General features: G+C 62.3%; 26 protein-coding genes and 1 pseudogene. 12 read left to right on the plus strand and 15 right to left on the minus strand.

Going from position 1 to position 21,853, the window contains the following annotated elements; genetic code table 11:
- The first annotated feature begins 44 nt into the window (after positions 1-44).
- Together YH3_RS24015 and YH3_RS24020 are read left to right on the plus strand one after the other, a co-directional pair.
- Positions 45-1,075 (plus strand): annotated as a pseudogene (locus tag YH3_RS24015) (cupin domain-containing protein).
- Between the two features lie 18 nt (positions 1,076-1,093).
- Complete coding sequence (locus YH3_RS24020) at positions 1,094-1,615, plus strand: hypothetical protein (protein ID WP_042445775.1); 522 nt, start codon at positions 1,094-1,096, stop codon at positions 1,613-1,615.
- 48 nt (positions 1,616-1,663) lie between these two features.
- Here YH3_RS24020 and YH3_RS24025 read toward each other — a convergent pair whose 3' ends face one another.
- A complete protein-coding gene (locus tag YH3_RS24025; RefSeq protein WP_003941581.1) occupies positions 1,664-2,350 on the minus strand; it encodes a GntR family transcriptional regulator in 687 nt (228 codons plus the stop codon).
- A 128-nt stretch (positions 2,351-2,478) separates the two neighbouring features.
- Between YH3_RS24025 and YH3_RS24030 the strand changes: the two genes are divergently transcribed.
- Genes YH3_RS24030 through YH3_RS24040 form a run of 3 tightly spaced genes read left to right on the plus strand, consistent with a single transcriptional unit; the run spans position 2,479 to position 5,397 of the window.
- On the plus strand, positions 2,479-3,399 hold the full coding sequence (locus YH3_RS24030) for a sulfurtransferase (protein ID WP_073512201.1): 921 nt from the start codon (positions 2,479-2,481) through the stop codon (positions 3,397-3,399).
- Positions 3,400-3,442: 43 nt separating this feature from the next.
- Positions 3,443-4,288, plus strand: coding sequence for a hydroxyethylthiazole kinase (gene thiM / locus YH3_RS24035; protein WP_054186673.1), 846 nt, complete (start codon positions 3,443-3,445; stop codon positions 4,286-4,288).
- A complete protein-coding gene (locus YH3_RS24040; protein ID WP_007735443.1) occupies positions 4,288-5,397 on the plus strand; it encodes an LLM class flavin-dependent oxidoreductase in 1,110 nt (369 codons plus the stop codon). Before thiM ends, YH3_RS24040 begins: the two co-directional genes overlap by 1 nt.
- Here YH3_RS24040 and YH3_RS24045 read toward each other — a convergent pair.
- Positions 5,390-5,740, minus strand: coding sequence for an inorganic pyrophosphatase (locus YH3_RS24045; RefSeq protein WP_042921879.1), 351 nt, complete (start codon positions 5,738-5,740; stop codon positions 5,390-5,392). The genes YH3_RS24040 and YH3_RS24045 overlap by 8 nt on opposite strands.
- Before the next feature lie 2 nt (positions 5,741-5,742).
- The gene (locus YH3_RS24050) at positions 5,743-6,522 is read right to left on the minus strand and encodes an AraC family transcriptional regulator (RefSeq protein ID WP_238592686.1); all 780 of its coding nucleotides are present in this window, start codon (positions 6,520-6,522) and stop codon (positions 5,743-5,745) included.
- A 56-nt stretch (positions 6,523-6,578) separates the two neighbouring features.
- Between YH3_RS24050 and YH3_RS24055 the strand changes: the two genes are divergently transcribed.
- On the plus strand, positions 6,579-6,971 hold the full coding sequence (locus tag YH3_RS24055) for a VOC family protein (RefSeq protein WP_003941628.1): 393 nt from the start codon (positions 6,579-6,581) through the stop codon (positions 6,969-6,971).
- Between the two features lie 72 nt (positions 6,972-7,043).
- Here YH3_RS24055 and YH3_RS24060 read toward each other — a convergent pair whose 3' ends face one another.
- From YH3_RS24060 to YH3_RS24080, 5 genes are all read right to left on the minus strand, one after another.
- Positions 7,044-8,087, minus strand: coding sequence for an alpha/beta hydrolase family protein (locus tag YH3_RS24060; protein WP_193777185.1), 1,044 nt, complete (start codon positions 8,085-8,087; stop codon positions 7,044-7,046).
- 151 nt (positions 8,088-8,238) lie between these two features.
- Complete coding sequence (locus YH3_RS24065) at positions 8,239-8,577, minus strand: DUF3349 domain-containing protein (protein ID WP_003941618.1); 339 nt, start codon at positions 8,575-8,577, stop codon at positions 8,239-8,241.
- An 11-nt stretch (positions 8,578-8,588) separates the two neighbouring features.
- Positions 8,589-8,915 carry a DUF3349 domain-containing protein gene (locus YH3_RS24070; RefSeq protein WP_003941653.1) on the minus strand — a complete coding sequence of 109 codons (327 nt, stop codon included), beginning with the start codon at positions 8,913-8,915 and terminating at the stop codon, positions 8,589-8,591.
- Positions 8,916-8,949: 34 nt separating this feature from the next.
- A complete protein-coding gene (locus YH3_RS24075) occupies positions 8,950-9,231 on the minus strand; it encodes a hypothetical protein (protein WP_003941641.1) in 282 nt (93 codons plus the stop codon).
- Between the two features lie 14 nt (positions 9,232-9,245).
- Positions 9,246-10,433: an inorganic phosphate transporter gene (locus tag YH3_RS24080; protein WP_064444136.1), complete on the minus strand. Its 1,188-nt coding sequence runs from the start codon at positions 10,431-10,433 to the stop codon at positions 9,246-9,248.
- Positions 10,434-10,620: 187 nt separating this feature from the next.
- Between YH3_RS24080 and YH3_RS24085 the strand changes: the two genes are divergently transcribed.
- The 3 genes from YH3_RS24085 (at position 10,621) to YH3_RS24095 (ending at position 12,209) form a co-directional block, all read left to right on the plus strand.
- Entirely contained in the window at positions 10,621-11,016 is a 396-nt protein-coding gene (locus YH3_RS24085) for a PPOX class F420-dependent oxidoreductase (RefSeq protein WP_042445944.1), read from the plus strand.
- 96 nt (positions 11,017-11,112) lie between these two features.
- On the plus strand, positions 11,113-11,571 hold the full coding sequence (locus YH3_RS24090; RefSeq protein WP_042921868.1) for a DUF5994 family protein: 459 nt from the start codon (positions 11,113-11,115) through the stop codon (positions 11,569-11,571).
- A gap of 320 nt (positions 11,572-11,891) precedes the next feature.
- A complete protein-coding gene (locus YH3_RS24095; protein WP_228232664.1) occupies positions 11,892-12,209 on the plus strand; it encodes a hypothetical protein in 318 nt (105 codons plus the stop codon).
- Positions 12,210-12,251: 42 nt separating this feature from the next.
- Here the strand turns inward: YH3_RS24095 and YH3_RS24100 are convergent, their stop codons facing one another.
- Positions 12,252-13,193 carry an alpha/beta fold hydrolase gene (locus YH3_RS24100; RefSeq protein WP_054826291.1) on the minus strand — a complete coding sequence of 314 codons (942 nt, stop codon included), beginning with the start codon at positions 13,191-13,193 and terminating at the stop codon, positions 12,252-12,254.
- 110 nt (positions 13,194-13,303) lie between these two features.
- On the opposite strand from YH3_RS24100, the gene YH3_RS24105 reads away from it, so the two are divergent.
- On the plus strand, positions 13,304-14,269 hold the full coding sequence (locus YH3_RS24105) for a YafY family protein (RefSeq protein ID WP_064444137.1): 966 nt from the start codon (positions 13,304-13,306) through the stop codon (positions 14,267-14,269).
- Between the two features lie 122 nt (positions 14,270-14,391).
- Positions 14,392-15,012 carry a YdeI family protein gene (locus YH3_RS24110; RefSeq protein WP_063316166.1) on the plus strand — a complete coding sequence of 207 codons (621 nt, stop codon included), beginning with the start codon at positions 14,392-14,394 and terminating at the stop codon, positions 15,010-15,012.
- Positions 15,013-15,155: 143 nt separating this feature from the next.
- Here the strand turns inward: YH3_RS24110 and glnA are convergent, their stop codons facing one another.
- Positions 15,156-16,592, minus strand: a complete 1,437-nt coding sequence (gene glnA / locus YH3_RS24115) for a type I glutamate--ammonia ligase (protein WP_003941609.1) — start codon at positions 16,590-16,592, stop codon at positions 15,156-15,158.
- A 213-nt stretch (positions 16,593-16,805) separates the two neighbouring features.
- Here glnA and YH3_RS24120 point away from each other — a divergent pair, with 213 nt between their 5' ends.
- Complete coding sequence (locus YH3_RS24120) at positions 16,806-17,279, plus strand: RDD family protein (RefSeq protein ID WP_003941579.1); 474 nt, start codon at positions 16,806-16,808, stop codon at positions 17,277-17,279.
- Between the two features lie 73 nt (positions 17,280-17,352).
- Here the strand turns inward: YH3_RS24120 and YH3_RS24125 are convergent, their stop codons facing one another.
- The 5 genes from YH3_RS24125 to sucB form a co-directional block, all read right to left on the minus strand.
- On the minus strand, positions 17,353-18,108 hold the full coding sequence (locus YH3_RS24125) for a DUF4191 domain-containing protein (RefSeq protein ID WP_003941625.1): 756 nt from the start codon (positions 18,106-18,108) through the stop codon (positions 17,353-17,355).
- Positions 18,109-18,184: 76 nt separating this feature from the next.
- Entirely contained in the window at positions 18,185-19,195 is a 1,011-nt protein-coding gene (lipA, locus tag YH3_RS24130) for a lipoyl synthase (RefSeq protein ID WP_003941610.1), read from the minus strand.
- A 51-nt stretch (positions 19,196-19,246) separates the two neighbouring features.
- A complete protein-coding gene (gene lipB / locus YH3_RS24135) occupies positions 19,247-20,008 on the minus strand; it encodes a lipoyl(octanoyl) transferase LipB (RefSeq protein ID WP_003941602.1) in 762 nt (253 codons plus the stop codon).
- A 29-nt stretch (positions 20,009-20,037) separates the two neighbouring features.
- Positions 20,038-20,925 carry a TIGR01777 family oxidoreductase gene (locus YH3_RS24140; protein WP_003941584.1) on the minus strand — a complete coding sequence of 296 codons (888 nt, stop codon included), beginning with the start codon at positions 20,923-20,925 and terminating at the stop codon, positions 20,038-20,040.
- Positions 20,926-21,045: 120 nt separating this feature from the next.
- The coding region (gene sucB / locus YH3_RS24145) for a 2-oxoglutarate dehydrogenase, E2 component, dihydrolipoamide succinyltransferase (RefSeq protein ID WP_064444138.1) at positions 21,046-21,853 on the minus strand (808 nt) is incomplete at its 5' end.

Consider the following 21,853-nt stretch of genomic DNA (forward strand, 5'->3'; position numbering starts at 1 on the left):
GGGAGCGGAGTCGAAAGGACCAGAGTGGGAAGGATAAAATTGCCATGTCTACACACGTTGCCTCACTACGCAATGGCCCCAGTGTCTTCGAGAACGAACTCGGGTCGATCTCGCAGCTCGACACGAGTTCGTTGCCGATCCTGTCCGGTCTGTCGATCAAACGAATTGTTCTCGGTCCCGGCGCGATCCGTGAACCACAATGGAACGTCAACGCGAACCAGATCGCCTACGTCACCAGCGGAACCGTGCTCGTCTCGATGTTGGGCAATGCTGACGAGTTCGCCAGTTTCGTGGTGCGAGCGGGGCAGATGTATCACGTCGAATCCGGCGCGATTTATCACATCGAGAATGTCGGAGAGGAGGAGGCGGAGATCATCGCCGCCCTGCGTACTTCTCTGCCGCAGCACTTTTCGTTGCAGAGTAGCGTCAGCGCAATGTCGAACGCGGTGCTCGGCAATACGTACGATCTCGCCGCATCGGCCTTCGACGTCTTCGGTAGAGCCGATGCGTCCCAGATAGTTCGGCGGGACGGCGCCGCCGTCGTTCCGATACCGCCGGCCTTCCCAACGCGCATCTCTTCGATCTCGAAGGCCAGATCGCGCCTCTCGCATATCCGTACGGACAGGCGAAAGTGGCGCGAAAGCAGTATTGGGCGGCGCTGGAGGATCTTTCGATGTACTCGTTGACTATTCGCGAGAGTGGAATGCGTGAGCCACACTGGCATCCCGTCACTGCCGAAATGGGATACGTGCATCGTGGTCACGGGCGGATGACGGTCCTCGATCCGGACGGTTCGCTCGACACCTACCTGCTGGAGCCCGGTCAGGTGTATTTCGTTCCGCGTGCCTATCCCCATCATATCGAGGTTCTAGGCGACGAGGACATCAATTTCCTCATCTTCTTCGACCAGCCGACACCGGGCGACATAGGCTACCGTGCAACGGCTTCCGCGTTCTCGCGCAGCGTTCTCTCGGCCTCGTTCGGCGTTCCGGAGCGGGAGCTGCCGCACTTCCCTTTCACTCCGATCGATCCGCTCATCGTCTCGCGGATCAATCCGATCGACCGCCAGCACTGACCGGCAAGGACGCCCATCATGGCCACCACGCTCACCGTGACCGATCACGGGACGATGCTCGACTTCACGTACGAGGACGCCCTCCGCTATCACGGTCCGCAGGCCCCGGGCGGCGTGGCGCATGCCTACAAGGTTCTCGAGCGCGCTCTCGGTGTGCTCGGCGGGGAAGGCTCCGTCGAGCGTCGCGAGCTGGTCGTCACCACCGCACACGGCGGACCAGGAGTGCGCGATGCGTTCGAGTTGGTCACGCGCGCGGTGACCGAAGGGCGGTACACCGTTGACAGTTCCTTGGCCAGGCGTGAACGTGGAAATACGCTCGCGCTGTATGTATTTCGGATCACCTATCGCGGCGCGAGCGTCACGCTGACTGTTCGGGAGGGGTTCGTCGTCGACGAGTTCATTACTCTGTCCCGTAAGTCCGACCGGACGGCCGAAGACGAGTCACGGCTGACAGAGCTCAAGCAGGAGATGGCGGATCGAGTGATGTCGAGCCCGGCCGAGAGCGTGTACGACGTCGACACCGGCACGCTCCCCGTCTGAGCGACGGCGGCGCAGGCGTCAGTGTGCAGAACTCGGGGCTGTCTGAAGTCAGCGGCTGGCGAACATCCTTATTCGTTGGTCGCGGCTGCGCTCGAGATGGTTGCGCATGTGACCACGTGCGGACGATTCGTCCCGGGCGCGGATGGCGTTCAGGATCTCTTGATGCTCCGAATTGAGCAGGTCAGGTTCGCCGTAGTTCGACGGCGGGCCGCTGTCGTAGATTCGCAATTGGGTGGTGAGGCGGATCAGCAATGAGGTGATCGTGGAATTGTGGGCGGCCTGCCAGAGGGCCTCGTGAAACTTGAAGTTTCCGGCACGAACCTCGGTGCCTTCTGTTGCAGTGCAGCAGAACTCGTGCAATCCGTCCAGGCGGGCAAGGTCGAGATCGCTGTGGCGGAGTGCGGCGGCGCCGGCGGCTTCCGATTCGAGGGCAACCCGCGCTGCGTAGATTTCGATGACGTCCTCGGGTGTGCCGGAACGGACACGAAAACCGCGGGCGGCTCGTTCGAGTAGACCGTCGTGCGCGAGCCAGTTGAGTGCCTCGCGGATCGGGGTACGCGATGCGCCGTACGATTCGCACAATTGAGTCTCGTGCAGCGGAGAGCCCTGGGGGAACTTGCCGGCCAGGATGTCGGCTCGCAGGCGCAGGTACTGCCGCGAGGTCTGATCGGACCGGCCCAGCGCAGCCTCCGGCACCAGCAGATCGGTGGTGCTCGTATCGGCGTCGAGATCCATGTGTCCTCATTCCTGTGCATGCAAGTAGAGCGCGTTCGATTATGCCATCGGCGACGAGTGAGTACTTGCGTATACGCTAGTACTCATTTAGGTTCGTGCTTGTTCGTTTCCGAGGGAGAGGGTCCGAAGTGGCTGGAGAGACCGCGTCGCCGCTGGTGAGTGCTGCTGAACTCGACGCGATGCTGCGCGAGGGAGGCGTCGCTGTGCTCGACGCGACGGTTCATTTTCCTCCCGCGCGATTCGACGGCGACTATCGCCCGGAGTCCGGGTACGACGGCTGGGTTTCCTCGCACATCCCGGGTTCCCGACACGTCGACCTCATGGACGTCTTTTCCGAAAGGGAAGCGGCGCTGCATTTCACACGCCCGTCAACGGAGCAGTTGATGTCCGATCTCCAATCCAGTGGTATCGAACCGGGTGCGACAATCGTGATCTACGACCAGGGTTCGACCACTTGGGCATCACGGCTCTGGTGGGTGTTTCGCAACGCCGGCATCGAAGCAAGGGTCCTCGACGGTGGCCTCGCCGAATGGACTCGATGCGGCTTCGCCCTCGCGAGCGGCGACGACGTCACCCACACGTCGGCGTCGAAGCGTTGGAGTGTGACGGACCTTGGCCTGTGGGTCGATCTACCTCGCGTTGCCTCACTGTCCGCAGGAGAAGAAGCCGGAACGCTGGTGTGCGCGCTGGCGCCTGAGCAGTACGAGGGAACGGAGAAGACGCGATATTCGCGACGCGGACATATTCCGTCAAGTGTGAATCTGTCTGCGAAGGGTCTTCTCGACGCCGATGCCCGGATGCTTCCGGCGGACGATGTTCGGTCGAAATCTGCTGACGTTCTACCACCCGTCGCTGAACCTGTCGTGATCTATTGCGGCGGTGGAGTTTCGGCGTGCCTGACAGCACTCGCACTGATCCGCGGCGGCTATGAGGACGTCAAGGTCTACGACGGTTCGTTGGAGGAATGGACTGCAGATCCGACTTTGCCGATGGTTGTCGGCGGTGAGCCCGGCGGCGCGCTTGCGGATGTTCGATGTCCGCGGTCCTGAATCGCCGCAGTCCTCAAGTACCTCCCGTTCTGAAGGAATTCTCATGTCTGACACTGTCTCTGTCGAAACCGTCGCGTCGGCGATCGACGCACTCCGCGATCAGGTACCGCTCGTCCAGTCGCTGACCAACATCGTTTCTGCGAACTTCTTGACCAATGTTCTGCTCGCCGCCGGCGCAAGCAACGCTCACATCGACAACGTCCACGAAGCGGGTGGGTTCGCTGCCATCGCCGGGGGAGTGCTCGTCAACCTCGGAACGCCGGACGACGGGACAGCCGAAGCTTTCCTGATAGCAGCAGAAGCGGCCCGAACTGCCGGTACGCCATGGGTTTTGGATCCCGTCGGTGTCGGCGGACTACCCTGGCGGAGCGGTATCGCTGTGGATCTGCTGCGCTTTCACCCCAGCGCCATCCGCGGGAACGCATCGGAGATCATCGCTCTGGCCGGACTCGGCGGTGACACCCGCGGCGTCGACAGTGCCTCCGATTCCGCCGACGCGGTGCCCGCCGCTCTGTCACTCTTGAAGCATGCGGATGCCGTGTCGGCATCCGGACCGGTCGACTACATCGTCGGCCGCGATGCGGGCGGTGACACCCAGGGCATCCGAGTCTCCGGTGGCAGCGCGCTGTTGCCGCGCGTGACCAGTACCGGTTGCTCTCTGGGCGGTCTTGTCGCCGCCTACCTCGCCGTCACGTCGACCGCGCTGGACGGATTGGTTGCCGCGCACACGCATGTTGCCGTGGCATCGGAGATCGCCGAGGAAAATGCCTCGGGCCCCGGTTCTTTCGCGGTCGCATACCTCGACGCGCTCTACAGCGTGAATGCGGACACCATCCGTTCGCGTGCCCGAATCGAATCGTTCGACCTGCCGGCTGGAGTGCAGAACTGATGGGCATCAAGACATTCTGGTATCTCACCCAGGCCGACGGGGACTACCCGTGGAGCCCCGGTGGGCTGTTCCCCGTGGACGGGGCCAGGCAGATCGAGCTCGCGAAGACCATCGACGACGGCGGATTCGAAGGTGCGCTTGTTGCCACCTGGCCGAACGATCCGTTCATCTCGGCGACGTGGGCGGCAGCGCACACCACGCGCATGAAGTTCCTCGTCGCCGTCTACGCGAACATGACGCCGGCGCGACTGCTGGCGGAGAAGGCATTGACTTTCGACGCCTTCAGCGGCGGCCGACTGTTGATCAACTCGGTCAACGGACGCGAGAACATCCTGACCAAGTACGACATGAACGTGCCCCACGACGAGCGTTACGAGTTGGGGGAGCAGTACTGGGCGGACTTCCGCCGCATCTACGCCGAAGGCACGGAGTCGAACTTTCCCAACACGCCACTGCGTATCGATGCGCCCGCTGGGCATCAGGTTCCGCTGTGGGGTACCGGTGATTCGCCTGCAGGCCTGGCGAATTCAGGCAAGGTGCTCGACACCTACTTGGCGATGTTGCGCGAGACTTCGTTCATCGAAGACAAATTCTCTGCCGCACGGGCGGCGGCGGAGGCAGCCGGGCGCGAGTTCACCGACTTCGGTGCGCTCACCGGTGTGATCGTTCGCCCCACCAAGGCGCAGGCGCACGACCGGTTCCGTTCGTTGTTCGAGAAGACGGGCGTCGAGCAGATCGCTCATGTCTTGGACAACGCAGTGCGTCGTCGTACTCAGGGGAAGCAAGACCTCAAGACCTTCACCGCCCGCGACGCTCAGCGGCAGGGTTGGGCGGACAAGATTGCCTCCGGCCGACTTCCGGAACCGGAGGAGTTGTACGTCGGTGACGGGCTGTACGCGGGTATCACGGCGTGGTCACCCCTCGACATCTTCGGCACCGGGTCATCGGCCGTGTACTACGTCGGCGATCCGGATTCGATCACGGACTCGGTACGCACGCTTCGCAGCCGAACCGGTTTGACTGCACTGATCCTGGCAGGTTGGCCTCTGATCGAGGAAGCGAAGTGGGTTGCGGAGCATCTTGTTCCGCGATTCGACGAACTCAGCTGACGGCGCGCCGCAAGACAGTGGCACCGAGACCTAGAACGTCGCGGAGAAATGCTGTGGCAGTGTCGATTTCAGACGCAGTACATTCGAGAAGGATCTTGACTTCCACGTCCTTCTTGACGATGTCGGCAACAACGGCCACGGCGACAACACCGTTGCCGACGGCCGAGCCTCGGAACAGATCGATCCCGTCGCCGTCCGCGCTGACCGTGCCGTCGAGATAGCCGTAGTCGAGCGGATAGATCGCATCGGGGTACCGCGGGTGTGCCGACCCTCGGGGGCGATCGATCACGACAGCTGACGTGGCAGCCAGGTGATCGAGGGCGGCGAACAGATCTTCGCTCATCGTTACCGGTGCTCGCGCAGTAGCTGAGTCGGTGTCAGACCTGCCAGTGCACGCGTATCGCGTGCGAGGTGGGCTTGGTCGGCGTAGCCGGCGCGACCGGCCAGCGACGACAGCGTGAGTTTTGCGCCGCGGCTGAGAGTCAACACGTCCTGCATTCGTTGCACCTTCTGAATCAGTTTGGGGGACAGCCCGACCGCTGACGTGATCGATCGTCTGAAATGACGTTCGGAAACACCGAGGTCTGCAGCAATCTCTCGTATCGGCGTGGAAGGGGAGGAGATGAGCGCGGAGTAACCACGCTCGATTCCGTGGTCGGGTTCCAGTCCGCGCCACAACTGGCCCAGTAGGTGTGCGTCGACTGCCTCGTGGCGCAGGGCGTCGGCAAGTACCCGCGCTTGTCTGGAAGTGAGGATGTCGTCGATGGCGATCTTCGAATCCTGCACCGCGTCGGCAGCTGTGCCGAGCAGGCTCCGCAGAGCCGGTGGATTGATCCGGATGCCCCACATGGTTGTACCGGCGGCGACCGAAACCAGATCGGCACCGGTGGCAGGTCCGACGAGCCACGACTTTCCGGTGCTGTCGACGATGAAGTCGGCGCAGAGATCGGGAAGAATCCGCTTTGCTTCCGTGGGCGTATGGGCTTCGCTGGTGCTTTTCCACGTGCAACTGAAGAGGCCGGCCGAACCGGTGATCCGAGTCTCGACATAGGTGTGGCCGTTTTGTTCAAGACTCGACGCTACCGTCCGACTACCGTCGAGAGCGAGGGTGTCAGTGCCGGTCATCAGATCATCGTCACACACTCGCCGATCACTTCTCGACCCGAAACAGGAGAAATACCGTGTCCGTCTCTCCGAGACTCGATCTCGTCGGAATCGTCACCAACGATCTCGCGCGTTCCCTCGCGTTCTACCGAACCCTCGGGCTCGACATTCCGGAAACACCCGCTGACGCTCCGCATGTGGAGTTCACTTTCGACGGTGGGCTTCGGCTGGCCTGGGACGCGCTGTCCACCATCGCGAGCTTCGATCCGGACTTCGCTGTCGGGGAAGGTCGACACCCCGTCGCTTTGGCCTTCGATTTCGGGACTCCCGCCGCAGTAGACGAGGCGTATCAGCGCATGACAGCCGACTTCCCAGGGCACAAGGCGCCCTTCGACGCCGTATGGGGGCAGCGTTACGCCGTTCTTCTCGATCCCGACGGCAATACTGTGGATCTCTTTGCCGCGCTCTGAATTCGAACGACGCAGGCCCCGAACGAATATCGGTCGGGGCCTGCGGTTGTCGGTGATCGAGTCGTTGTCAGTTCACCAAGCGTTCAGGGTGTCGAGGATCTGGCCTCGGGCCTTCCACAGTTCTGCACCCCAGTACGGCCACGAATGAGTGCCGTTGGCCGGGAAGCTGTACGTCGCCGGAATTCCCAGGGAGTTCATGCGCAGCTGGAATGCCCGTGAGTTCATCAGGGCCAGGGCCTCGAGGCCGATGGCGCTACCGGTATTCACGAAGTCGACGGGTCGACGCGGTTGATCGAACTGGCCGGGTAGGCCGCTCGCGGCGGAGATGTACAGCGAGAGCCCAGCCAGTTCGGGTGCAAACACGAAGGGATCGTTGCGGAGCCAAGCGGGGTTCCACGGCGGTCCCCACATTGCATCGACATTGAAGGACCCGGCGCTGACCATGGCCACCCGGATCGCCTCACGCATGCCTGGAGCTGAGATGTTGAGGTATCCCGAGAGCGAACCGGCGAACTTGAACTGATCGCGGTGGTAGGCGGCTAGCGTCAGTGCCGCGCTGCCACCCATGGACAGTCCGAGCACGCCGTTGTTGGTTCGGGAGACGCCGCGCGATTCCAGATAGGCGGGAAGTTCCTGGGTGAGGAAGGTTTCCCATTTGTACGTGACCGGCTGGCGATTCAAATTGCTGTTCGCATACCAGTCCGAGTAAAAGCTGGACTGCCCGCCGACCGGCATGACCAGCGTGACGTTGTCGCCACGATACTGCTCGAGAGCGTTGGTCTCGAAACTCCATGCGTTTCGGTCGTCGCGTGCTCGTAGGCCATCGAGAAGATAGAGCGCCGCGTTGCCGCCGCGCGAAGCCCACTGGATCTGAACCTTGATCGGTCCCATCGACGAGTCTACGAACACTTCCTCGTAGCCACCGGCCGGGGCGGTACGCGCGGGCGCTGCGGTCGCTACCGATCCGCTGATCAGGCCTGCGGTCAGGGGGAGTGCGAGTGCTGTCGCGGCGAGGCCCAGGATCCGACGCTTGATTCGTTTCGAAATGCGGTTTCTCGAAAGATCCGGGTTCGAAATATCTGGGTTCTTCGCCAAATCTGTTTGAGCCTCGTGCATGTATCACTCCCGCCCCAAAGGTGCTTGCACACCGAAATCCGACCGAGCCCCCCGAGGCGCGGAATTCCTTATGACACTAAGTGGTCTGTATTGACCTCGACGGCACCGTTACCGGTTCGTTATCAAACTGGTCTGATTTACCGTAATGCCGTCAGGCGTCGTCGACCGGAGGTTGCGCCTCGATTTGCCAACCTCCACGAATCAAGTGTTCACGCACCCGAGCGACGTCCGATTCGTGCGGAATATCGTCGGTGACCTTGGTGATGAGGACGCCGATGTCGATCGGATCGACCGAACCGGGAAAGTCGATCGGATCGACCGGAAGCGGAAAGCCGGCGACGAGATCGTCAGCAAGAACGGCGATCTCGTCGTCGGACAGTTGTCGCCGGAGCAGGGCCATCAAAGGGACGTAGTCCTGCTCCGGCACACCGTTCGGATACCCGGCACGCAGCCAGCCGAGTATCGAAGCCAGAAGTGGTGGAAGACTCAACGAATCGAGCTTCAGTGGTTGTCGAGATCAGCGAGGGGCCACCCGGCGGCAGCAAGGACGGAGGCAACGCGCGCGATGTCCTCGTCCGAGGGAGTCTGGCTCGTCAGATCGGCGATCTGAGCGCTGATCTCGTCGCTCGAGATCACCTGGTCGCTGTTGACGTCGCTCAGTTCTGCGAGTGCAGCGCCGATGGCAATGTCTCGAATTTGCGCGTCCGAGAGTTTGCGTCGTAGCAATGCGACCAGCGGAATGCGGTCCTTGGGCGGTATGCCTTCGGGGTAGCCGGCGCGAAGCCAGTCAAGAATGGATTGAGGAAGGGATGGAGTCGGTGCAGTCACGGTGATGTCTTTCCGCTCGTGAGGGCGCACGGGATCAGAAGATCTCGATGCCGAATGTGTGGCTGAGGAAGCCCTGCATGATGAAGAGGATTCCGGTGACGATCGCGATGAGCACGACCGCGAAGCACACCACTGCGCCTGCCACGGCCAACGGACTGCGAGCCGCGACGGCAGTGCTCCCGCCGCCACTGCCACGTTGTCCGGCGTCGAGCGACTTCAGGCCGATTGCGAAGATCGCCGGTAGTCCGGCGCCCAGCAGGAGGCCGACCAGTACGACCTGCCAGAGCGAGTCGACGGTGTTTTTCAAGATATCCATGTCGATTCCCTCTTTCAGGCTTTGGCGTCGGTGGTGACGCGGGCGTCCGGACCGGGGACCTCTGCAGGCACCAGGCCGCCGTCCCACTCGGCGTTGACGTTGCTCGGATCGATGGGCTCCTTGCGGGAGCGCAGGTACATCCAGCCGGCCAACGCGATGAGCACGGCGAAGACGACCAGGACACCGGGCAGGCCGCCGACGATGTTGGCCAGTCCCCAGCACAGAGCGCCGACGATTGCAGCGGACGGAAGAGTGATCAACCAGGCGACCGCCATACGTCCGGCTACACCCCAACGAACTTCGGCGCCCTTGCGTCCCAGACCGGTTCCCATGATGGAACCCGTCGCCACATGGGTGGTGGAGAGCGGAAGGCCGAGGTGGCTGGAGGTGAGAATGATTGCAGCAGAGGATGCTTCGGCTGCCATGCCTTGTGGTGCGGCAATCTCGACAAGTCCCTTGCCGAGAGTGCGGATGACTCGCCAACCGCCGAGGTAGGTTCCGGCAGCGATCGCGAGCGCACAGGTGAGCTTGACCCAGAACGGCATGTCCGCGTCGGCGGAAATGGTTCCGTGGGCGACCAGGGCGAGGAAGATGACGCCCATGGTCTTCTGAGCGTCGTTGGTGCCGTGTGCGAGGGAAACGAGTGAAGCCGAACCGATCTGGCCGAGTCGGAAACCTTTGTCCTTGGTTTCTTCTCCGACGTTGGAGGTGATGCGGTAGATGAGCCAGGTGCCGGCCGCGGCAACCAAGCCGGCCACGACGGGAGCGAGAACTGCGGGGATGACAACCTTGCTGAGGACGCCGCTCCAGGCGACACCGCTCATGCCGAGGGACGCGATGGCGGCGCCGATCAGGCCGCCGAACAGTGCGTGTGAGGAACTCGAGGGGATGCCGAGCAACCACGTTGCCAGGTTCCAGATGATGCCGCCGACAAGGCCGGCGAAGACGATGGTGAGCAGCGCTTGGCCACCCACATTTCCGAGGTTCACCACGCCCTTGGCCACGGTGGCAGCAACCTCTACCGAGAGGAAAGCTCCGACCAGGTTCAAGGAAGCAGACAGAGCGACTGCCACCTTGGGCTTGAGGGCGCCGGTTGCAATCGACGTGGCCATAGCGTTGCCAGTGTCATGAAAACCGTTGGTGAAGTCGAACCCCAGAGCGGTTACGACGACGACGAGGAGAACGATGAGTTCCGCATTCACGAGAAGTCATGTTCCAACACCTCCGGGCCTCAAATCGACCTCAGACGTGGTCGTTCCGCGACATTTCCACCACTCGGCACCTGTTGTTCACCTTCGTCCGGATAATTGTCCGTTTTGAAACTCCTGGGGTAGAGAAAATTCATTCGCGTGCATGGTCGTGGAGGTTGTGGAGGCATACGCTCGTTTCATGTCCCTGGGCGAAGAGAAGACGATCTCGGTCACCACATTCCGTAAGAGCGGTGACGGCGTAGCCACGCCGACGTGGGTCGTGCCTCTGCCTGACGGACGTATCGGCTTCTGGACTTCCTCGAAATCGGGTAAGGCCAAGCGGCTGCGAAACAACCCACGCGTCACCGTGGTGCCGTGCAACAACCGCGGAAAGGTTGCCGACGGTGCGTCGCCGGTCACCGGGACCGCTCAGTTGGTGAGCGGTGGAGCTGAATTCGACGAGATCCGCAGCAAAGTCAAAGCGAAATACGGTGTGATGGTGCCTATTTCGAAATTCTTCAACACCCTTGGTCACATCGGTAATGGTCCGTTCCCGTACGGCGACACCGGCGTGATCATTTCCGTCGATGCGTAGTCGGGATTGCGTAGCGGAGTAGTCTGAAGGTATGGAACCCACGACCGGGCACCTCTGCCTGACGGTTCCACGAATGCTCCGTCAAGGAGCCTCGTCATGGCGCACATCAGCACTCTCGACTATGCAATGGAAGCGCCGCAGCGCCATGTCGGGCAACCTTTCCCGTCGCCGACGCGGACTCCGCGATTCCTGCTTCGTGGGCAAGGTGCCGTCAAGGCATCGGTTGACGGCGCGTGGTTCCCGTGGACCACGAACGTCACGGCGGAGCTTCACGATCTGATATCCGCACTTTCGTTGAGGTTGGGGCCGATCGCGCGGGTTGCGTTCGACTGGAACACGATCAGCAGCGCGCAGCGTCGTATCGACGAGGTCGACGGACTGGAAGTGCGGGGTCCGTACCCTGGCCAGCCCCACGATTTGATGTATCTCGACGATATCTATGGTCGTCAACTCGTTTTGATGATGATTCCGCCGTACACGGATCCGGACCGCGCGTACGAGGTCATGCGGCGGTTGGTGGATCCTGTCCGCAGCGAAACCTATCGGGTGCAGTGAGATCTTTCTGACGTGCGGGGGTCGAATCTCGCGATTCCTGAACATGCGTCCAGTTTGTCTGGTTTGATGGTTCTCGTAACCACGATCTCAGGCGCATTCCTTCAGGTCAGCGCTTGGGCGCGGCAGCTTGACTCCCTGCCGTGTCGTCGGTCCGGCATGTCCACCACCCTCCCACTGTGCGTGAGCGCCGGACCAGAGGAAGCCCCGCCCTCCCCACGGGGGTGGGGCTTCTACTCTGTTCGGGCTGAGCGGCGTTCGCATCGCCGAATCCGCCCGCTTGTTCGGCAGTTCGGGACGCCCTGGCCCGTAGCATCGCCACCGTGAACATTTCCCTACTCGGTGCGGCTGGGCTTCAGGACTGCGCCGACAGTGGAATGGACTGCATGGACGGATTCGAAGCATTCTTTCTTCTGTACGGCGGCGGATTCATTCTCGCCTTGATTTGGCTTTCCCTGTGTCTTGTCGGAACGGCCGATGTGGTTTCTGTGTCCGGGCGAGTCGGTGTGTGGCGCGCTGTCGCCTTCTCTGTCGGGATTTGGCTTGTGCCCATCGTCGGGTTGAGTGCATGGTTTGTTTACCGACGCTCTCGCCAAATCTCGAAGACGGTCGGTCCGGATCAAGCCCCCTACTGGACTTGAATGAGACTGACATTTTCACTGAGACCGCACCTAGCCTTGAAACTATGTGGCATCCTGCCGCTGCAGCCAGTTCAAGATCGCTTGGTTGGTCTCTTCGGGTCTTTCTTGTTGGATCCAGTGACCGCAATCGAGATTGACTACTTCCACATTGGGCACGAACTCTGTCAGGTTCTCAGCTCTCGCGATCGCGTCACGGTCGCCGTAGATCATGAGTGTGGGCTGTTGGATGATCGGGTCCACCTCCGCCAGCAGATGCCAGTTGCGGTCAAGGTTCCTGTACCAGTTCACACTGCCCGTGAATCCTGTCGATTCGAAGGCGGAGACGAAAACGGCCAATTCTCTATCGCTCATCAGGGGCTCACCGAGTGGTGTCTCTGCTTTGGCGAGATCGATCAGCGCCATACCCGGCTGAGGTTCCCTGAGGGGTTCGTTCTTCCGGTACAGGTTGCGGAGGAACCGGAAGGTGTTGTCTTCGAACACCGCGTCCGCGACGCCCGGCTGTCGATTGAAATGGACGAAGTAGAAATCACCGCCAAGCACGGCTTCCATGAACTCAATCCACGGCTGCTCTCCGCGATCCTGGTAGGGCAGGCTCAGGTTGATCACTTTGTTTACCCGGTCCGGGTGCAACAGGGTAAGGCCCCACACGACAAAGGCACCCCAATCGTGACCGACAAAGGTGGCATCGTCGTAGCCGTAGTGATCGAGAAGTGCGATGAGATCACCCGCCAAATGTTCGATGTCATAGTCCGTCACTTCGGTCGGACGTGACGAATTGCCGTAGCCGCGTTGGTTCGGGACGATGACGTGGTAGCCCGCCTCGACAAGGGCGGGCACCTGGTATCGCCAGGAATAGGCGTGCTCTGGCCATCCGTGACACAACACGATGGGTTTCCCGGCATTGTGTCGCCCTGCTTCGAAGACTTCGAGTTCCACGCCGTTCACTGGGATGAGGACGGGCCTGGGGAAGTCGGATGGATTCACGGATGCTCCTTTGAGTCGAGTACCGATCTCGTGTCTGGATCGACCGGTTGCTCCGACGATAGGGAGCATCGTGGACACATAAAGTCCTAGATCGCTGGCAATCTGAAGAAATGCGGAACGATCCCACAGGCCGAGCACTGCAACTGCTCTCGCTCCTTCAGACTCATCGCTTCTGGCACTGTGCCGAACTTGCCGCACGACTCGATGTCACGCAGCGGACGGTGCGCCGCGACATCGATCGCCTACGCGACCTCGGCTATCCGGTCGATTCCACGTCCGGAAAATACGGGGGCTACCGACTTGCAACGGGGGCGCACGTGCCGCCCCTGATCCTCGACGATGACGAGTCCGTGGCGGTAGCCGTCGGACTGCGCTACGCCGCCGAGGCCGCCATCGGAGGCATCGAAGAAACGGCGCTGCGCGCGCTGACGAAGATCGAAACACTCCTGCCCCATCGACTTCGCCGACGTGTGTCGGCACTGCATTCGAGCGTCAGTTCCATGCGGCGGGCAAATGACGACATCGTCGATCCCGAAGCACTCAGTGTGCTCGCTGCGGCATGTCGTGACCACGAGCACGTTCGTTTCGACTATCGGCGAGGTGATGGCGAGAGCAGCAGACGACTCGTCGAGTCGCACCGCCTTGTCACGGCGGGGCGTCGTTGGTATCTCGTAGCATGGGACCACCATCGTTCGGATTGGCGAACATTTCGACTGGACCGGCTCTCGGAGCCCTGGCTGGCAGGCAGTCATTTCACGCCACGCGAGATCCCGGGCGGTGACGCGGCAGGCTTCGTCGCGAGATCAGTGGGCTCGCCACCCCGTCACCACGATGCAAAACTCGCCATCGAAGCTACGTTCGCCGACCTCGCGGGCGTACTCAGATGGATTGACCACACACCGATCGAGGTGGCAGCGGACCGCTGCCTTGTCGAGATCCGCAGCGAAGATCTCGGCAGGCTCGCCATGACGGTTGCGCGCATTGCGCTCACCGCCCCAGTGGTCGTCATCGAACCAACCGAGCTTGCCGACACCGTCAGTCGGCTCGCCCTTCACCTCAGGGTCTCGCCACCATGACAGTCAGAAGAGGATTGCGCGACAAGACCATTCACGTCCAAGTTGCCGCGGGGACGTGTTCCCTGCGCAGGCCCCTCGTCTATCGAGACACGTATCCGATTCCCTCTAGGCTTGGAGAGTAAGTGACCGATTCGAAATCATCGCCGCCGGCTTCCGTCCACCCCCCGACGTGGAAGTTCGACTACCCGATCATCCACGCCGAGACTCGCGAACAGTGGCGAACTTGGTTGACGGACAATCACACGTCAGGCCGTGGAGTGTGGTTGTGCTCCTGGCGCACCACCACCAGCCGACCACGCTGCCCCTACCCTCAGGCCGTTGAGGAAGCGATCTGCTTTGGGTGGATCGATTCCACTAACACCATCTTCGACGAAGAGCGCAATTTGCAACTGTTCACACCGCGGAGACGCAAGAGTTCCTGGACCCGACTCAACCGCGAACGCGCAGCTGATATGGAGGCGCGTGGCCTCATGACCGCTGCTGGTCGTGGTGCCATTGCTGCCGCGAAATCCACTGGTTGGTGGACGATTCTCGACCAAGTCGAAGACCTCGAGGAACCATCTGACTTGCAGGCGGCGCTGGACCTGGACACGCAAGCGCGAAGCAACTGGGACAGTTTTCCGCCCAGCGCCCGCAAACAGATGCTGTGGTGGATCGTCAGTGCCGCTCGAGACGCAACACGGGCAGGTCGAATCGCCCATATCGTCAACAATGCGGCCATCGGTCAACGTGCCCGCGGCTGATCCGCGATTCGACCGCGTCCGGTATGAAGGCCGGTCATCATCTGTCCGAGGGGTTTCCCTCGGACGAAACAAGTCCACCCGCCCCGCAGAAGCGGGACGGGTGGACTCGGTACTCGCAGGTCTGACTTACGTCAGGATGCGGATCACACGTCGTAGTAGAGCTCGAACTCGTACGGGTGCGGACGCAGGTTGACCGGAGCGATTTCCTGCTCACGCTTGAGCGAGATCCAGGTCTCGATCAGGTCGGTGGTGAAGACGCCACCCTCGGTCAGGTACTCGTGATCGGCTTCGAGGCGGTTGATGACCGTCTCGAGGCTGGTCGGAGCCTGCGGGATGTTGCGAGCCTCCTCCGGGGGAAGCTCGTAGAGGTCCTTGTCGACCGGAGCCATCGGCTCGATCTTGTTCTTGATGCCGTCCAGGCCGGCCATCATCTGTGCAGCGAAGTTGAGGTACGGATTACCCGAGGAGTCGGGTGCGCGGAACTCGAGACGCTTTGCCTTCGGGTTGTTGCCCGTGATCGGGATACGGACAGCTGCCGAGCGGTTGCGCTGGCTGTACACGAGGTTGATGGGGGCTTCGTAGCCCGGCACCAGACGGTGGTACGAGTTGATCGTCGGGTTGGTGAAGGCCAACAGCGACGGAGCGTGGTGCAGGATGCCGCCGATGTAGTGGCGCGCCATGTCCGAGAGGCCTGCGTAGCCGGACTCGTCGTGGAAGAGGGGCTTGCCGTCCTTCCACAGGGACTGGTGGACGTGCATGCCCGAGCCGTTGTCACCGAAGAGCGGCTTCGGCATGAAGGTTGCGGACTTGCCGTGCTGCCAGCAGGTGTTCTTGACGATGTACTTGAACAGCTGCAGGTCGTCAGCAGCTGCGAGCAGCGTGTTGAACTTGTAGTTGATCTCCTGCTGTCCGCCGGTGCCGACCTCGTGGTGGCCGCGCTCGAGCTCGAAGCCTGCGTTGGTCAGGTTGGTGGAGATTTCGTCGCGCAGGTCCACGTAGTGGTCGTACGGAGCGACGGGGAAGTAGCCACCCTTGGCGCGAACCTTGTAGCCGAGGTTGGGGGAGCCGTCGGCGTTGGTCTCTGCGCCGGTGTTCCAGGAACCGGAGATGGAATCCAATTCGTAGAAAGCGGAGTTCATGCCGGAGTCGTAGCGAACCGAGTCGAAGATGTAGAACTCGGCCTCGGCGCCGAAGAATGCGGTGTCCGCGATGCCGGTGCTGACCAAGTACTCCTCGGCCTTGCGGGCAACGTTGCGCGGGTCGCGGCTGTAGGACTCACGGGTGAACGGGTCGTGCACGAAGAAGTTGATGTTGAGGGTCTTCGCCTTGCGGAAGGGGTCGATCTGCGCCGTGGTGACGTCGGGAAGCAACATCATGTCGGACTCGTGGATCGACTGGAATCCGCGGACCGAAGATCCGTCGAATGCGAGGCCGTCCTCGAACACGTCCTGGTTGAAAGCAGACGCCGGGATCGAGAAGTGCTGCTGGACGCCGGGCAGGTCGCTGAACCGAATGTCGACGTACTCGATGTTCTCGTCCGCGATGTACTTGATGACCTCTTCGGCCGTGGTGAACGCCACGCTTGTGCTCCTTAAGTCGCTTCAGCCAAGTGATGTCGGTTGAATCCGTCGAGGCAGACGGTAGGGAGCTGGTGTTGCCCGCTCGTCAACCCTTTGTTTCGGCAGTGTTACGCGTCGCAGCATCCTGGGGATTTCCGAAGTCCATGTGACCGGCCACACAGTTAAAACCCGGCAAATCTGGACTACGGTGCTGCGACGCCTATCCTGGACAGCATGGCACGTATCACCGGAACTTGGCTCTCTGGGCCGCAAGCAGCTTTGCCGAAGAGCGCGGACGGCCGTGAGCAGTCGTACCGTGGCGAGCTCCTCGGTTTCCCTCAGGAGGGTCCGGGTTCGCTGGTCGGTTCGGGCCGTCGTATCGCGGCACTGTTGGTGGATTGGGTGATGGCTGTGGGAGTGGCCTCGCTCATCACCGGCGACTTCTTCGACGGTATGACCTCGACTGTCACGCTGATGGTGTGGTTCGCCGTCGGTGTCGTCACGGTGGCGCTGTTCAACTTCACACCGGGGCAGTTCGTCCTCGGACTTCAGGTTGCACGAATCGAAGGCCCGATTCGAGTGGGCTTCGTGCGCGCGCTCGGACGTCAGGCACTGCTTGTGTTCGTGATTCCCGCGACCATCACCGACATCGACGGTCGCGGTATGCAGGACCGCGCGACCGGCACTTTGCTCGTGAAATCGCGCTGACACAAATTTCTCGAAGTAGAGAAAGACCCGGGTCCGTGTGGGCCCGGGTCTTTCGTTTTGCTGTGGGGGAGTGTCAGCGACGACGAATGGTTCGCTGCATTCCCTTCATCTTCGCGCCTCCGGGCATCGGGCCCTTGGGAAGCGCTGCTCCGCCGCCGCGTGCGCTGAGTGCAGCGAGGCGACCTTCGATGTTGTCCATGCGCTTGGTGTCGATGTTGCGGGGCAACTTGTTCAAGTAGCGCTGGAGCTGCGAGAGCGGAACCTGGCCCTCGTCGTTGCCGATGATGATGTCGTAGATCGGGGTGTCGCCGATGAGGCGGGCAGTCTTCTTCTTCTCCTGCGCGAGGAGGCCCTTGACGCGTTGCGGCGAACCCTCGGCGACGAGGATGACACCCGGCCGTCCGACGACGCGGTGAACGGCATCGAGCTGGGTGGTGCCGGCGACGGCATTCGTGACGCGCCACGCACCCTGCATGTTGTCGAGCGCCCACGCAGCGGCACCGGCCTGACCTTCAGCCTTCTTGTACACCGATTTCTGGACGCGACGACCGAAGATGATGAAGGCGCCGAGGAGACCGAGAACGATGCCGATCGGCAGCAGGAACCACTGAAGGCCCCAGATGAGGCCGACCAGGAAGAAGACCAGAGCCGCACCGACGAGGGTGCCGATCATCAGCGGCAGGAGGAGCTTGTCGTCCTTGCGCTGCATCTGGAATGCCTGCCAGAGCTGAGTTCTACGTTCCTTGGAAGCCTGCTTGCGGGCAGCCTTCGCTGCAGCCTTTGCCTCTTTGGTGGGTTTGCCCTTACCGGATTTGCTGCCGTTCGCCATGTACCCAGGATACGTCCATTGCTGTGCGCCTTTACTAACCGCCCGCGGTTAATAAAGGCGCACAGCAAAAAGTGGATCAGCGATTCAGGCGCGCCATGAGTGAGCTGGCTTCCTGGGAAGCGTCGCCGCCCTCGGTCAGATGACGCTGCGCCTCGGGAAGTTCGCGGCCGTGATGTGCCATGGCCTGCGCATACAGGCGGCCGGCGCGGTACGACGAGCGAACCAACGGACCGGCCATGACGCCGGCGAAGCCCATCTCTTCTGCAGCCTTCGAGTGTGCGACGAACTCCTCGGGCTTGACCCACCGCTCGACGGGGTGGTGCCGGGGCGAGGGGCGCAGGTACTGGGTGATGGTGAGGATGTCGCAACCGGCGGCGTGGAGATCTGCCATCGCCTCGGTGACCTCTTCAGGGGTTTCGCCCATGCCGAGGATCAGGTTGGACTTGGTGACCAGTCCGTAGTCGCGTGCTGCGGTGATGACGTCGAGGCTGCGCTGGTACCGGAATGCCGGACGGATCCGCTTGAAGATGCGGGGGACGGTCTCGAGGTTGTGTGCGAGGACCTCGGGGCGTGAGGCGAAGACCTCGTCGAGCAGTTCGGGCTTGCCGTTGAAGTCCGGAACCAGGTTCTCGACGCCGGTGCCCGGGTTGAGTTCGTGGATCTTGCGGACGGTCTCGGCGTAGAGCCAGGCGCCGCCGTCGGGGAGGTCGTCGCGGGCGACGCCGGTGATCGTGGAGTACCGAAGGCCCATGGCCTGAACGCTTTCCGCGACGCGACGGGGCTCGTCGCGGTCGAGGGCTTCGGGCTTGCCGGTGTCGATCTGGCAGAAGTCGCAGCGGCGTGTGCACTGCTCACCACCGATCAGGAACGTGGCTTCGCGGTCTTCCCAGCACTCGTAGATGTTGGGGCAGCCCGCTTCCTCGCAGACGGTGTGCAAACCTTCACGCTTGACCAGGCCCTTGAGCTCCGTGTACTCGGGGCCCATCTTTGCTCGGGTCTTGATCCAGTTGGGTTTGCGTTCGATGGGCGTCTCCGCGTTTCGGATCTCGAGACGGAGCAGCTTACGTCCTTCTGGGGCGATAGTCACGACAGTGATCCTACGCGCGGTGATTACTGCAACGGGGTTCGGGCGAGCCCGTCAGCTGTACTGAACGGTAGTAAAAGTCGGAGTAGGCGAGGCGCTTTCGAAGGTGACGCGCTCGACGTTCCGTTCGGTGACGGGCATGGTTCCGTCGAGAGCAGCGATCACTGCCTCGGTCACAGCGGGAGTGACTTCGTCCACGGTGACGTCGCGACCGAGTTCATGCGACAGCGTCGTGACCCCGGCGTCACGGATGCCGCAGGGAATGATGTTGTCGAATCCGGTCAGGACCGAATTGCAGTTCAGGGAGAAGCCGTGCAGTGCCACGCCCCGTTGGACGCGCACGCCGATGGCAGAAACCTTGCGCTCGGGCTTCCATTGCCCGTTTGCGAGTTCGGCGGGCAGCCAGACGCCGGAGCGGCCGTCGATGCGCCCGCAGTTCAGGCCGAGGTCCGTGCACACCGTGATCAGTGCTTCCTCGATGCGTCGGACATACCGCACCACGTCGATGGGCTCGGCCAGTTTCACGATCGGATATCCCACCAGCTGGCCGGGGCCGTGCCAGGTGATCTTCCCGCCGCGGTCGACGTCGATGACAGGCGTGCCGTCGACGGGACGATCTTCGGGTTCCGTGCGTCGTCCTGCCGTGTACACCGGCGGGTGTTCGAGGAGCAGTAGCGTGTCCGGTCCGATGTCGTCCGCCCGCGCAGCCGCGAGCTCACGCTGGCGGTCCCACGCGGCGTTGTAGTCGATCGAACCGAGTTGCTCGACGGCGATCGGCAGTTTCGAGAACCGGGCGGAAACGGCAGCGCTGCTCATGGACGTAGAGATTACGCCCGACTTCGGAATCAACCGAGTGCGGCCGCCAGCGCTTCGCCGATCGTGTTGTGGCGGAAAGAGAATCCCGCCTTTTCCAAAGCTGCGGGAATGGCGCGCTGGCCACCGAGGATGCCGCTCTTGGCGAATTCTCCGATCAACGCTTCGAGTGCGAACCCGGGAACGATCCAGGGAGCCGGGCGGTGGACCGCACGGGACATGGCGTCATTGAACTGGGCATTGGTGACAGGGGCCGGACCGGTCAGGTTGACGGGACCGGAGAGTTCGGAATTCGTGAGCGCGAACTTGATCGCGTCGCACTCGTCCTCGAGTGAGATCCACGGAAAGTACTGGCGACCGTTGCCCAGTCGCCCGCCGAGGCCGAACGAATAAAGGCGCCGAAGCCGACCGAGCATGCCCCCATGAGGTGAAATCACGACGCCGGACCGCAGATTGACGACGCGGGCACCCGCCGCACGCGCCGGTTCGGTGGCAAGTTCCCAATCGCGACACGTCGTGGCGAGAAAGTCTGTGCCTGCCGGCGAATCCTCGTCGACGATCTTGTCGCCGGTGTCGCCGTAATAGCCGACGGCGCTCGCGTTGGCGAGGACGGGAACCTTCTGACTCGCGACCGCTTCGGCCAAGACGTCGGTCGCGACGATGCGGCTGTCACGGATCGCTTGCTTGTAGGAACCCGACCACCGTTTGTCGCCGATGCCGACGCCGCAGAGGTTCACGACGGCGTCGGCGCCCTGCAGGACGGAGAGGTCCAGACGGTCGTGGTCCGGGTCCCAACGCGATTCGTCGGGGCCGGCGGTCGAGCGTCGCACCAGACGCACCACGTCGTGGTTGTCGGAGCGCAACGATGACACCAAGGCCGTTCCGATCAAACCGGACGAGCCGGCGATGACTACTCGCATTCGGAAAGCCTCCTTCGATTCAGCGTGCTTCGATATCCGAACGTATATCTCCGACCGTACTGAAAAAGCCGGGGCGCCACCTCCTGATGGAGATGACGCCCCGGCCGGCCGAGCAGTTGCTTACAGGCCCAGATCAGCTTCGAACGAGGCTTCTTCCAACCGCTGCTTCACAGTGGTGAGGAATCGGCCGGCGTCGGCGCCGTCGACCAGACGGTGATCGTAGGTCAGCGGCAAGTAGATCATCGAGCGAACGCCGATGGACTCGTTGCCGTTCTCGTCGGTGACCACCATCGGGCGCTTGACGATCGCGCCGGTTCCGAGCATGGCCGCCTGCGGCGGTACCAGGATCGGGGTGTCGAACAGCGCGCCCTGGCTGCCGATGTTGGTGATGGTGAAGGTGCCACCCGAGAGCTCGTCCGGCTTCAGGCCACCCGAGCGTGCACGCTTGGCGATGTCGGCGATGGCGCGGGCCAAGCCGGCCAGGCCGAGATCGCCGGCGTTGTGGATGACGGGGGAGAGCAAGCCCTGATCGGTGTCCACTGCGATGCCGAGGTGCTCAGCGTCGTAGTAGGTGATCTGCTTGGCAGCCTCGTCGTAGCTGGCGTTGATGTTCGGGTGCGACTTCAGCGCCTCGACGACTGCCTTGGCGAAGAACGGAAGGAACGTCAGGTTGACGCCTTCGCGCTCGATGAAGCCGGCCTTGGCACGGGCCCGCAGGGCGACGATCTTGGTGACGTCCACCTCGAAGGTCTGCGTGAGCTGAGCGGTGTTCTGCAGCGACTCACGTGTCTTGGTGGCCGTGATCTGCCGAATACGGTTGGCCTTCTGCGTGGTTCCACGCAGGTGTGCCAGTTCGGGTCGGACGCCTGCGGCTGCGGTGGCGGCCGGTGCGGCCGCGGGTGCTGCAGCAGCAGGAGCGGCGGCGGGA

This window comes from Rhodococcus sp. YH3-3 (genome assembly GCF_001653035.1).
GTDB classification, from domain to species: domain Bacteria; phylum Actinomycetota; class Actinomycetes; order Mycobacteriales; family Mycobacteriaceae; genus Rhodococcus_F; species Rhodococcus_F qingshengii.